This is a genomic window from Nocardia sp. NBC_01377, assembly GCF_045040005.1.
GTDB lineage: Bacteria > Actinomycetota > Actinomycetes > Mycobacteriales > Mycobacteriaceae > Nocardia > Nocardia noduli.
This window is the reverse complement of sequence record NZ_CP109566.1, coordinates 5,730,273-5,742,830: the sequence shown is the minus strand read 5'-3', so window position 1 is coordinate 5,742,830 and position 12,558 is coordinate 5,730,273. Positions and strand designations below refer to the sequence as shown.

Sequence of the window (12,558 nt, the reverse complement as noted above, 5' to 3'; positions counted from 1 at the left end):
CTCACTCCTGGCCCTGGTTGCCGGACACGTCAGGTGGGAACGTCATCGGCCAGGTGCTGAGCATGTCCACTGCCACGCCTGTCGGTTCAGGCTGGTCCGCCGCGAACTCCCGTAGGCGGCGCCCCAGGAAGGTATGGAACCGGTAATCCTGGTCGGCCACGACGCCGCGTACGGTCATGAACTGCGCGTACTCAGGGATGCCGGTGAACGCGCACAGCCAGGCGATGCCACCGGACTCCAGGGTGAACACCCGATCTTCGGAGCCGGTCAGCGGCACTAGCAACGTCGACGACTCGAATGCTGCGAACAACTCACTTGGCGTGCCGAACCCGGAATAGAACGCTGCGATCTCTGACCGCAACCGCCCAGAATGGACCTCGATTTCCGGCATTTCTGCTGTCACCCTCCCCCAGGAATCGACTCGGGTGCCTACGATACCCAAAAGCCGAGTGTGCCAGCTGTGTCGGCGCCGTCCCTCTCAAGACTCTCCGCCAAGCCATCCGCACCGACTGGTCAGCGGATACGAGCGCTGCGACAGACTCGACTGACAGCAACCCAGCGACGTCTTCCGTGCCCTACGCACCGACTACGGGGGGTCGCAAGAGTGGGTGTGCGCAATCTCAAGCAAGGTGTCGCTGGGATTCGGGTAGGTCTTGACCGTGATCATCACCGTTGCTGTCACGTCGCTCGCGGTGGTGACTTGATGCCCATTGAACCCTCGGAATCCGGCCGATGGCTGTCCTCGCTCAACTAGAGTAATGCTGATCGAGCATTGATGCCGAAATCGGCGGTGTGAATCACTGCACTCGCGGCGTTCCGGGACGATACTGCTGGGCTACAGCACTTCACATCCATCGAAGGTTGCGGTGTCACGCGCAACCAACTCACGCAGGAAAGCCCCTCCTAGCCACCGAGATCGCCGAATCCGCTGGCCTGCTACAACAAACGTTGCGGCGCCCGGGTTCACTGCGCCGAAGATGTGGGAGCCCTGCGGGTCTCAGGTACGGGCGAATCCGATTCCTTTGTCGATGCACCACTGAAGAACCTTGCCTCCAAGCGTGTCGGGAGCCGTCAGTAACCCGCGACGGAGATCCTCGATGTTCACTGGCGGCGCACTGTCGAGGTCGTTGACAAAAGCCTCGACCACAGCGGGCCATCGCGGCATCCCCCAGTCCGTGTCACGGACGCTGACCAACGCCAGCGCGGCGTTCATAGCGATCAAGTAGTCGCGTCCGTGCTGGCACTCGATCTGCGAACAGGTGTCGAACACGCTGGTGACGGTGTGGGTCCAAGGCTCACGGAGGGTGCCGAGGAGGTCGGCGACCGTGCGGCCAGCGATCACTCTGTCTGCCCGAATCAATTCCGATGCCAGCTCTGACCACTCACTGCCGGGCATGCGCAGATTATCACGCACGATCCGGAACATCACGACGTTCGCGGCGAACATCTCGCCGTCGCTGATCCGTTTGAGTCCGTCACCGGCGTGAGCGAGCTCGACCTCGGAGTCGCGCCACGCCCGTTGAGCGATCGCTGCTGCGGCGAATAGCGCCGGATCTGCCTCGTCACCAACGGTGCTCCGGATTGCCGACCGCAGGGCTTCGATGTCGATGTTCTCCACAGTGGGCTCCCCTCACGCATCCCTGGTTCGCCCGCAACAGGCGAAGCGGCACGCAACCCGTGTCGCTGATCGTAGGGCCTTCGGCGGATGGCCGCGAGTGTCGAAAGCCTGGTCTACTCCAGGCATTCAGCACAGCGTCGAGTTCGGATACCTGCATGGAGCCGGGTTCACGACGGTCATCGGCGGCCGTCGCGAAGTGTGGGTAGCCGGACCGCGTTGTGTGAACTTGTCGGCGAGAACGTTCGCATAGTTGCCCGCGCTCTGTGCATGGATGGCCGACAATTGTTGGTATGGCTGGCGAGGAACAGGTCGATCCCGCCGACTCGGCGGCATCGGGGTTGGAGGTATCGCCGAGTCAGGAGTTGGCTGGTACCGCAAGTGCGGAAGGCCGGGATGTCCGTCGTGGTTGTCTGGGCGAGCTACCTGGTGCGCGCGGTGGCGTCTCGGCGTCGTTCGAGATTCGCTATTTCGACGGTGCGGAAGGAGAGCGCCTCGCCGCGGTGCAGGCCAAGGCGATTGCCGAGCTGTTGGTCTGGCTCCGCGATCATGGAGACGGTGACGGCGTGAGGTGAATCCAGGAGGTGTTGGACAAGCAGGCAATCTGGTTGATCGGCGTGTCATGACAGTTTTGTCGGTGTGTCGTGCGCACCTAGGGCGCGGACCTGCGACGCGTGACCTGGGGTTTCTTGTGAGGTCCGGTTACCTGAGCTCTGCTAACATCGCCCTGAACTGCGCAAATGATGCGCAGGTTGGTGCCCTCGGCGGGGCACCACAAGGATGGGACCGGCGATGAACAGCGGCTTTCCTGGGGCACACTGTCGATTGAAGCAGGATTCGGATATCTGAAGTCGGATTAACCCGGCTCTAGCCCGGATTGCCCGCGCAAGATTTTCGCCGAGCAGATCAGCGGTCTGACCGGACGGTATCAGCGTCGCAGCAGCCTGCTGACGGGGCTGCTAACCAAGGTGGCACTGGCGCTCGGTGGGCGGGCCGGGCATCGGATGACCGGTCATCTCGCCGCCGAGGTGTCACGCTCGACACTGTTGCGGTTGGTCCGGGCTCTGCCACTGCCAGCAGCAGGCACGTTGCCCGCCGTCGGCGTCGACGACTTCGCGATCCGCAAGGGCAACATCTATGGCACCGTGATCATCGACATGGACACCCACCGCCCCGTCGACCTGCTCGAAGACCGCACTTCCGAGACCGTGGCCGCATGGCTGGGCGACCACCCCGAAATCCGGGTAGTCTGCCGTGACCGCGGCGGCCCCTACGCCGAAGGCGCCCGCGTCGGCGCTCCCGCCGCGATCCAGATCGCCGACCGCTGGCATTTGATGCACAACCTGACCAAGGCAGTGGACAAAGTCGTCCGCGCCCACCGCAAAGACCTTGTGCCTCAAGAAGATATCACCGACGACGAGCCTTCACAGGATGAGCATCCCGAGCTCGATCAGCAGACCCCGCAGGAGCAAACCCCGCCACCGGGACTGCGTGCGGAGAACACCCGCCAGCGCCACGGAGAGATCCATGCTCTGCTCGCGCAAGGCATGGGCATCGCCGCGATCGGCCGGACGTTGCACCTGACCCGGACGACCGTGCGCCGCTACGCCCGCACCGCCACCGCCGAGCAGTTGCTGACCGAGACCGGCAAACGCGGCAGCATCCTCGATGAACACATCCCCTACCTGCTCCAACGATGGAGCCAAGGCTGCGTCAACGCCACCCACCTGCACGCCGAGCTACGCGAACGCGGCTACAAAGGCAGCGCGCGGGCAGTCCGTAGGCTGGTGCAGGACTGGCGCACCGCACCGCACCCAGCCGATGCCCCGCTGCCGACGCCGACACCCCGCCAGGTCACCGGCTGGATGATGAAACCCGCCGCCGATCTCACCGACGACGAGAAACAACACCTGCGGCAGATCCTGCACCGCAGCCACACTCTGACCACGGTCAACCAGCTCGTCAGCGACTTCGCCGGCATGGTCCGCGAACGGCGGGGACGCCACCTCGACACCTGGATCGCCGACGCCACTGACAGCGGTATCACCCACCTGCGCAGTTTCGCCAACGGGCTGCTCAACGACTACGACGCCGTCCGCAACGGACTCACCCTCGAATGGAGCAGCGGCGCAGTCGAAGGCAACGTCAACCGCATCAAAATGATCAAGCGTTCGATGTACGGCCGAGCCAAATTCGACCTCCTGCGCGCCCGTGTACTCCTGGCGGACTGACCCACGAAATCATCGAAAGTGCGCCAGAGCCCCTTCGGATCTGGCACAGACTTGGTGATTGAACCGGCTCGGGATGCTCAGGGGCGGTTGATGGTTCATCATGTCGCTGGTGTTCTGATCTTGGTCTGATGAGGGTTCTGTTCCCACATTTGGACGGTCTGCAGATCGATGTGATCCGTTCGGCGGGATCGACGGTGCGGATCGAGGCTGCGACCGGCGAGGATCCGGTCGCTTGTTCCGGCTGCGGGACGCCCTCGGTCCGGGTCCACAGCCGGTATCGACGCCGGTTGTCGGATACCTCGATCTCCGGTCGGGAAGTGGTGATCGCGTTGCGGGTCCGCAGACTCTTCTGTGGCAATACCGACTGCGGTAAAACGACTTTCGCTGAGCAAGTGCCACAACTGGCCGCCAGGCATGGCCGCCGCACTTTGATCCTGCAGCGTGCGTTGTGCGCGGTCGGGTTGGCATTGGGTGGTCGCGCTGGAGCGCGGCTGACCCAGCAGTTGGCCGCGACGGTGAGTCGGATGACTTTGCTGCGCCAGATCCGCGCTCTTCCCGATCCTGTGGTCGCGGTCCCGCACGTGTTGGGTGTCGATGACTTCGCCCTGCGTCGCGGGCACGACTACGGAACGATCCTGATCGATATGGTGACCCGCCGCCCGATCGAGGTCCTCGACGACCGGACCGCCGCCACCCTCGCGGCCTGGCTGCGAGCCCATCCAGGCGTCGAGATCGTATGCCGCGACCGTGGCGGCGCCTACGCCGAGGGGATCGCCGCCGGAGCGCCGCACGCAGTGCAGGTCGCCGACCGATGGCACATCTGGCACAACCTCGGCGAGGCGATCGAACGCAGCGTGGCCCGCCATCGCGCCGGCCTCGCCGCGGCGGTCGGTGAACCGAAACCGCCGGACCTGCCCGACATCGCCGAGGTTGCCGCCGAGACACACCACGGGCCTGTCCCGCCCGACCAACGAACCGATCGCACCGCGGTACGCACGCGCCGACGTTGGGACCAGGTCCATGCATCGCTGGCCCAAGGCGCGACACTGCACGCGATCAGCCGTGAGTTGGGCTTGGTTCGCGGCACCACACGCCGTTTCGCCCGCGCCGGATCGGCCGACGAACTGCTGGTCAACGACCGAACCGGATACCGTGTCAGCGTGCTCGAGGCATACATACCCGATCTACATCGACGGTGGAACGAGGGCTGCACCAACGCGACCCGACTATTCGAAGAGATCAAAGCTCGCGGCTACCGAGGCAGCGAGCGGATGGTGCGCACCTACCTGCAGCCCTTCCGAAGCCTCGCCCACATCCAGACGCCGCCGAGCAAGCCACCCGCGGTCCGGAAATTTGTCGGCTGGATCATGACCAACCCCGCCAACCTCGCCCCCGAGCACCAAGCGGCCCTCGACCGGGTCCTGGCAGTCAGCCCCGAACTCGCCGCGCTGGTCGCGCACGTCCGCGGATTCGCCCAAATCATGAGCGAACGACGTGGCTCGTTCGAGAGGAGCGGAGACCATGGCAGTGTTCTATCGTCCCGCGGAGTTCGGGGGCCTGGTCATTCGTGCGGTGAGGCCGTCGAGGATCAGGTCGAGTCCGTAGGTGAATTCGTCGGCGTAGGCGTATCCGGGCTGGAGTGCGTGTTCGGTGATGAACGCGGACAGGTGCGGGTATTCGTCGACGGGCATCGCGTTGCGGATGTCGTTGGCCACGGTTTCGATGTCCCCGGAGCTGTTGAACGGCAAGTTGATCTCTTGCAGGACGAAGCCGTAGATGTAGCTGTCGAGAACCGACACCGCGTGAGCGGTCATGGGCATGGAGAAACCGGCCTCGCGCAGGACGCCGATCGCCGAATCGTGGTGGCGCAGTGTGGCGGGACCGGGGTGGGCTCGCGATTCCACCAAGCCGACGGCCCATGGATGCCGTAGCAGCGCGGCACGGACCGACTCCGCGCGTTGTCGCAGCCCCGCTCGCCAGCCCGCGTTCGGATCGGGCAGGTCGATCTCGGCGAAGACCGCGTCGACCATGCCGTCCAGCATCGCGGACTTACCGCTGAGGTGGTGGTACAGCGACATCGCCTCGACTCCGAGACGATCGGCGACCTTGCGCATGGTCAATGCCTCGACGCCCACCTCGTCGGCGACCGCGACCGCGGTCAGCACGACCCGCTGCCTGCTGAGTGGAATCCTGTGTCCGACATCGCCGTTCGATTCTTCCGTCATGCCACCCTTCGCAACCTTCGAACGCCGCCTCTTGACGGCCTTACCTTGTAAGTCTAGCTTATCTCGTAAGGCTCCCTTATGACGTAAGGGAGATCGGAGAAGTGGGAGCCATGACAGCGGACCGGAACACTCACAGCGAAAACACCCGACCGATGCGGGTCTGCATCGTCGGAGCCTCGGGAAAACTCGGGCAGTACATGATCGAACACGCCCTCACCCGTGGCTACGACGTCGTGGGCGTCTGCCGGGAACGCAGTGTCGCCAAACTCGACCGATTCGCCGACCGGATCAGGATCGTGCCCGGCCAGACCGACGACCCGGCCGTGATCGCCGACGCGGTCGAGGGCTGCGACGGCGTGCTGACCGTGCTCGTCCCGTGGGGAATGCGCGACTATTCCTCGGGGACCGCGCGAGCGGTACTCGACCACGCCCGCCGAGACGCTCGGCTCGTGTTCTCGTGCGGCTGGCACATCACCCTCGACGGGCAGGATCGCTACACCCGCAGACTCCGCGCGTTCGTCGCGGTGTTCGGATCGCTCGCCAGGATCGTTCGCGTCGCCGACCTGAACGACCAGGTGCGCGCGTGTGATCTGATCTTCGCCAGTGACACCCGCTGGACCGTGGTACGCGGCAGCGACCTGGAAGAAGGCCCGAGCCAAGGACTTCCGATCTGGCGCGACCATGTCGGCGACCCGGCCCTGGCCTCGAACCTGACCCGCCGCGTCGACTTCGCGCTTTTCATGGTCGAAGCCCTCACCGACGACTCCCTCATCGGTCGTGCACCCGCCATCGTCGCCGGTCCCGCCGCGGACACCCTCGCACAGCCGACGCGGGGGTGAATGGCCCCGGCAACATGTCCGCCTGTCAGGCATGCTGTGTCTGGTTGATCGCGGCTCAAAGTCATCAGTTCGAGAACGGTGGCTCTGACGCGCCCCCTCGGGGCCGCGCATCGTGACTCCAGGTCGGCCTCGCCGCACCAAGGTCGCGGACGGGACTCTGGTCGGACATGACGATGCCCGCACGACTGTGCGGGCATCATCATGTTCGTCTCAGAGATTGGAACCCAGCCCTTGTGTTGTCGATTCGAGTGGTGCTGTCGACGCTGTGGGCTGTCGGATGCCTTCGACGGGTGTCGGTCAATTCGGGCGGGGTAGCACCGTAGCCGAGAAAGGAGGACCTGGCTCGTACCTGGTAGGTCGCAGCTAGGTGAGAGTGTCCACGGTCTGGCGTGGGTCGCTGTCCGCGTGCTGGTTTCGGTGTCCGGGGCGGAATCCTGTGGGGCTTTTCCAGACCAGGGCGAGGGCTGCGAGGGCCAGGGCGAGCAGGACCAGTGGGAATCGTGTGACGCCGAGCGGTACGAGCAGGATGCCGCCGATGAGGCCGCCGCCGGCTACTGCGAGGTTGAATACGGTGACGAGCATGGAGATGGCGACATCTGCCTCGTCGCCCCCGATGTCGGCGGTCGCGGTCTGTAACAGGGTGGGTGCGCCGCCGAATGTCAGGCCCCAGGCGATGGTTCCGGCGTAGGCGAGGATCGGTGAGTGTGAGGCGAAGGCGAGGATGACTGCTGCGAGAGCGAATCCGCCGAGGCTGACCAGGGTGAGCAGGCGCAGGGCGGCGTCGACTCGTGTGCCGACCAGCCACACTCCGACGATCGATGCGATGCCGAAGATCAGCAGCAGTAGGCCGGTGCGGTTGCTGCCGAGCCCTACCGCCGAGACGAAGGGCGCGATGTAGGTGTAGAGGATGTTGTGGGCGAGGATCCAGATGAAGATGACACCGAGGATGGCACCGAGGCCGGGAATCGCGAGTACTTGCCGCAGCGGCCGACGGTTCTCAGTGGCTTGGCCGGGGAAGTTGGGCACCGCGAGCCTGATCCAGATGAGCAGGAGCAGCGCGATCGCCGACATGGTCCAGAACACACCGCGCCAATCGAGCAGGGATCCCAGCCAGGCTCCGAGCGGAACTCCGAGACACAGGGCGATCGGCTGGCCGACGCCGACGACGGCCATGGCTTTGCCTTGTTGTTCGGTGGGGACCAGTCGGCGGGCGTAGCCGGCGAGCAGTCCCCAGATGACACCGGCGGCCATACCCGCGACGAACCGGGCTCCCAGGGTCAGGATGTAGTTGCCGGAGAGTGCGGTGACGGAATTGAACACCAGCAGCGTCGCGATGGTGGCCAGGAGTAAGGGGCGCCGGTCCAGGCTGCGGGTGGCGGCGACGACGGGGATTGCCGCGACGACCGATCCGAGTGCGTAGAGGGTGAGTAGTTGCCCGGCGAAGCTTTCGGAGACCCCGAGTGCGGCGCTGATCTCGGGGAGGAGACCGGAGGGCATGTTCTCGGTCATGATCGTGAGGAACCCCGAGACGGTGAACGCGAGCAATCCGATGACAGGGAATGCGGAGCGGGGTGGGGGAGAATCAGACATGTGTGGTTCCTTCGGACGCGGGATCAGTACTGGGGTGCCTTGACGAGGAAGTGCTTGCGGTGCACGATTTCGGGCTGGTAGACATCGGCCTGCCAGTTCTCCTGATGGATCGATTCCAGCGATATCGAGACCGCCGAATCGGCCACGTCGAACGTCGCGCATACCAGTGAGGACAGCTGTTCGACGAACGCGGTGAGTTCGACGTCGGTGAAGGATGCGGGAAAGTGCTTGATCGCGACGTGGGGCATGCGGGTGGTGTCCTTGGGCAGTTCGGTGATCGTCGGGCGGGTGAGTGCCGCGACGAGCGCGTCGGCGGTGTGTTCCAGATGTGGTGGTCGCAGGATCTGGTAGTGGTCGGCGTCGAGGGTGATCGGCGTATGTCTGATCGCGTCGGCGGCTGCGTCGATGAAGGAGTAGTCGTCGCCGCTGGCGCGAATGATGGTGATTGCCGCGGTGATTCGCCGTTCGAGGAGTTCTGTGAACGTGTACTCGAACGAGTAGGTGCGTTCGACCAACGCGGTGATCCGCTCTGCCAGTCCCCGATCGATCGCGATTTCGGCGGCCACGGCAGCGAGGAATGAGTTGCGATTCTTGGCCGCCGCTATGGCGTCGTCGGCGTGTGTGCCGTCGGTTCGCCCGAAGAACACCGAGTACAGGACTCGGGTGAACCGCGGGTCGCGATAGGGGCCGTGAGCGTCGGGGGTCGCCGGTTCCATAGCGAGCGTGGGCGAGCCGGGTGCGAGCAGGATCAGGCGCGCCACGGTCTCGCCCGCGGTTTCGAGTTGATAGGCCACTTCGAAGGCGACGCGGGCTCCGAAGGAGTATCCGATGAGGTTGTACGGTCCGTGGGGTTGGATTCGTCGTAGGTGGGCGATGTCGCGCGCGGCCATTGTGGTGACAGTGTCGTCGACCTGTTCGCCGTCGTTGAGTCCGAACGCCTGCATGCCGTAGATGCGGCCCGAGGGGCTGGTGATGGATTCCGCGAGGCCGCGCAGGTTCATCGGATATCCGCCCAGGCCCGGCCAGATGAAGACAGGATTGGGGCCGGTACCGGCCAGCGGCACGGCTCGGGACAGGTCGGTGGCGCCGCCTGCGGCGAGCGCTCGAGCCTGTTTGACGATGGTGTCGTGCTCGAAGATCGACTGGACCGCCAGAGCTACGCCGAGGCGTGACCTGATTGTCTTGACGAGCCGGACCGCCGTGATGGAGTTCCCGCCGAGTGCGAAGAAGGTCGTGGTTGTCGAGACCCGCTCGTCGTGTTCGAGTGTCTCGCCCCATATTTGGGCGAGCTGATGTTCGAGGAGCGAGGCGGGTGCCACATAGTTCTCGATCGGTCTCTCGGCTTGTCGCGCGGTTTCGGTCGCGTGCAGGGCTCGGGTGTCGATCTTTCCGTTGGGGCTGCGGGGGAGGCTGTCGGTGATGCGGATGACGTCGGGCAGCATGTAGTGCGGCAGCATGGCGGCGATGTCGATGGTGATGATCTCGGCGGGCCCCTGGGTGTGGAGGATGTCCTCGTCCATCCCGGTGTGGGCGATTTGGTCGTCGGTGACCGGGCCGCCGAGCGCGAAGTAGGACGATTCGCCACGCTCTCCGGTGAAGGCGTGGATTCGCCGGGCTGTCGCGAGGTCGTGACCGCTCGAGGAGCTGTAGCCCGACGACATCAGGCCGATGTTCAGGTCGTTCATCTGCGCTCGTTGCAGCGCACGGCCCAAGTCGATGTAGGACTGCGGCGTCCCTGTCGAGGTGAGGACGAGTCCGAACGATGCCTGGTCGTATACGCGCTGGTTGATCGCGATGACGTCCTTGCGTCGGATGAGTGTGCTGCCGCTGACCCGTTCGAGGTGATGCTCGTGCGACTCGTAGACGCCGCGGCGGTCGGATCCCCCGGTGAACAACTCGACGCGCCACCGGACGTCGCGGAGCGGGTCCGGGTCGTCCTGCGCACCGGGGATGAGCGGCCACGACCCGAGTACGAACCGGTCGCTGGTGTCGTTCCCGATCAGGGCCGGGTCCGCCTCGACCTGTTCGCGGCGGCGGCCGAGGCGGTAGCCGCTCGCGGGTGCGGTCGCGTCCAGCAGCCCGAGGAGGTGGCCGGCTTCGAAGGCGAGCACTTCATCGATGTTGGTTCGGTAGACCGAGGTGATGACCGAGCGCTGACCTACGAGAATCAGTTCGACGGTCGGTCGGGGTCCCCGTGCGGATGTCGGATGAACCAAGTGCAGGTTGGCCGTCACAGGGTTGAGGTAGTGGACGCCGTCGGGCAGGGCGGGTACACCGGCTATCCGGGCATAGACCTGGACGCCGTAGAGCGCGCCCGGTGAGGCATAGGCGTACTTGGGTAGGAGTCGTGATTCGCTGCGGTACTGGACCAGCGACCTAAGGACGAAAGCCAACGACTCGAAGCTCCATTCGCCGACGTACCTGGCGGAGAACTCATTCGGGCTGCTCACCGTTTCCGCGAGTCGGGTGAGCAGGTCGATGTCGGCGGTCGTGGAGTGGAAGGTTCGGTAGGTCTTGCGCCCGAATGCGAGTTGGTGCAGCAGCAGGTCGGCCTCCGGAGCGACGGGAAGTTCGATTCCCGGTGCGCTGTGATCCTCGCGTACGCCGAGCCCGGCGATTTGGGCGCGAACCTGGACGCGGGTGGCTTTGGATTGATGGTGGGCGGCGTGTTCTCCCTGGTCCATGAGGGCCGCTTCGTGGGGATTGAGTTCGACATAGGCGGTCAGCTGTGATCCGGCGTTGTCGTCGCGGTCGACGGTGAAAACTCCGGCGTGGCGGACCCATTCGTGGTTCTCGAGTGCGCTGCGTACCTCGTCGAGTTCGATGCGGTGTCCGCGGATCTTGACCTGAGAATCCGTCCTGCCGCGAAAGTGATAGGCGCCGTCGACGAGTTCGACGACGTCACCGGTGCGGTAGAGCCTGGTCTCGGCGCCCTCGACAGTGCGGGTGATGAAGCGGCGGGCGGTCTCCTCGGGCCGATTGCGGTAGCCGTTGGCGAGTTGGGGTCCCGATATCGCGAGTTCGCCCGTGCTCGAGGAGTCGATGAGATCACCGCGATCATCGAGCAGGTGGAAGGCCAGACCATCGACGGGAATGCCGATGGCCACGGTTCCCGACCCCGGTGCGGACGAATCCAAGCGGTGGCGGGCCGCGTTGATGGTGGTCTCGGTGGGTCCGTAGAGATTCACCACCGACGCCGCGGGCAGTATGCTCGCGGCCTGTGTCGCCAGGCGTGCAGGCAGTGCCTCCCCACCGCTGGCGAGGACGCGGATGCAGGTGCACGCGACGAACTTCGGATCCTCGCAGAGTGCTTGGAGCAGTGTCGGGACGACCTGCAGGTGGGTGACCCGGTGTTCGATGACGGTGTCGATGAGAGCGTCTGGATCGCGGTAGGCGTCGGGGTCACCCACGACCACCGTGGCACCGGTGCCGTTGGCTAGTAGTTCCCATTGCGAGGCGTCGAAGCTGATCGGGGTCTTGTGCACGATCCGAGTGCCGGGACCGAGGCCGAGTTCGTTCTCGATCCACCGGAGTTGGTGGGTGAGAGCGGAATGCGCGATCTCGACACCCTTGGGTGTGCCGGTCGACCCGGAGGTGTACAGCACATAGGCCAGACAATCCGCCGTTGCCGAGATCGCGGGGATATCATCGACGTGCTCGGTCCGGATCTCGATGATCGTGACGTCGAGGTCGGCGACTATCGCTTCCAGGTCCTCGCGCCGTTGCGGTTGCACCAGGATCAGGTCGATTCCGCCGTCGGCGATCATGTAGCGAATGCGTTCGTCGGGGTAGTTGGGCGCCAGGGGAACGTAGGCGATTCCGCTGAACAAGGCCGACCATGCCGCGGCAACCAGCGACGGTGACGGTGCGGAGTAGAGGCCGACGGTGCGTGGTCGTGCTGTTGTGACCGCACGCTGGGTGGCGGCGATCATGCGGCTCAGCGTCTGGAAGGAGATCGCGCCATCGGGTGAGATGACCGCGGCGGCGCCGGGATCGGCTCGAAGGTGAAACAGGAATCGTTCACATAAAGTGGAGAGGGTGGTGTGCGCAGTGTTCAT

The 12,558-nt window shown here is 64.9% G+C and carries 7 protein-coding genes and 2 pseudogenes; 4 read left to right on the top strand and 5 right to left on the bottom strand.

Annotation, left to right across the window (positions count from 1 at the left end; genetic code table 11):
- Position 1: 1 nt before the first annotated feature.
- Positions 2 to 391 carry a hypothetical protein gene (locus OG225_RS26550; RefSeq protein WP_405177758.1) on the bottom strand — a complete coding sequence of 130 codons (390 nt, stop codon included), beginning with the start codon at positions 389 to 391 and terminating at the stop codon, positions 2 to 4.
- A gap of 606 nt (positions 392 to 997) precedes the next feature.
- Entirely contained in the window at positions 998 to 1,618 is a 621-nt protein-coding gene (locus OG225_RS26545; RefSeq protein WP_405177757.1) for a hypothetical protein, read from the bottom strand.
- Positions 1,619 to 1,908: 290 nt separating this feature from the next.
- Between OG225_RS26545 and OG225_RS26540 the strand changes: the two genes are divergently transcribed.
- The 3 genes and pseudogenes from OG225_RS26540 to OG225_RS26530 form a co-directional block, all read left to right on the top strand.
- Positions 1,909 to 2,190, top strand: coding sequence for a hypothetical protein (locus tag OG225_RS26540; protein ID WP_405177756.1), 282 nt, complete (start codon positions 1,909 to 1,911; stop codon positions 2,188 to 2,190).
- Between the two features lie 309 nt (positions 2,191 to 2,499).
- Positions 2,500 to 3,846, top strand: a pseudogene (locus OG225_RS26535) (ISL3 family transposase); the annotation flags it as partial.
- A gap of 128 nt (positions 3,847 to 3,974) precedes the next feature.
- A pseudogene (locus tag OG225_RS26530) lies at positions 3,975 to 5,282 on the top strand (ISL3 family transposase); the annotation flags it as partial.
- 96 nt (positions 5,283 to 5,378) lie between these two features.
- Here the strand turns inward: OG225_RS26530 and OG225_RS26525 are convergent.
- A complete protein-coding gene (locus OG225_RS26525; RefSeq protein ID WP_405177755.1) occupies positions 5,379 to 6,071 on the bottom strand; it encodes a TetR/AcrR family transcriptional regulator in 693 nt (230 codons plus the stop codon).
- 110 nt (positions 6,072 to 6,181) lie between these two features.
- On the opposite strand from OG225_RS26525, the gene OG225_RS26520 reads away from it, so the two are divergent.
- Positions 6,182 to 6,910 carry an NAD(P)-dependent oxidoreductase gene (locus OG225_RS26520; protein WP_405177754.1) on the top strand — a complete coding sequence of 243 codons (729 nt, stop codon included), beginning with the start codon at positions 6,182 to 6,184 and terminating at the stop codon, positions 6,908 to 6,910.
- A gap of 363 nt (positions 6,911 to 7,273) precedes the next feature.
- On the opposite strand, the gene OG225_RS26515 is transcribed toward OG225_RS26520, so the two are convergent.
- Positions 7,274 to 8,500 (bottom strand): MFS transporter, encoded by a 1,227-nt coding sequence (locus tag OG225_RS26515; protein WP_405177753.1) that lies wholly within the window; start codon positions 8,498 to 8,500, stop codon positions 7,274 to 7,276.
- A gap of 23 nt (positions 8,501 to 8,523) precedes the next feature.
- Positions 8,524 to 12,558, bottom strand: coding sequence for an amino acid adenylation domain-containing protein (locus tag OG225_RS26510; protein ID WP_405177752.1), 4,035 nt, complete (start codon positions 12,556 to 12,558; stop codon positions 8,524 to 8,526).

Excerpts from the sequence above, each read along its gene's own strand:
- OG225_RS26550 (WP_405177758.1), bottom strand. The coding sequence starts at position 391 with ATGCCGGAAATCGAGGTCCATTCTGGGCGGTTGCGGTCAGAGATCGCA.
- OG225_RS26540 (WP_405177756.1), top strand. The coding sequence starts at position 1,909 with ATGGCTGGCGAGGAACAGGTCGATCCCGCCGACTCGGCGGCATCGGGG.
- OG225_RS26525 (WP_405177755.1), bottom strand. The coding sequence starts at position 6,071 with ATGACGGAAGAATCGAACGGCGATGTCGGACACAGGATTCCACTCAGC.
- OG225_RS26520 (WP_405177754.1), top strand. The coding sequence starts at position 6,182 with ATGACAGCGGACCGGAACACTCACAGCGAAAACACCCGACCGATGCGG.
- OG225_RS26515 (WP_405177753.1), bottom strand. The coding sequence starts at position 8,500 with ATGTCTGATTCTCCCCCACCCCGCTCCGCATTCCCTGTCATCGGATTG.
- OG225_RS26510 (WP_405177752.1), bottom strand. The coding sequence starts at position 12,558 with ATGAACACTGCGCACACCACCCTCTCCACTTTATGTGAACGATTCCTG.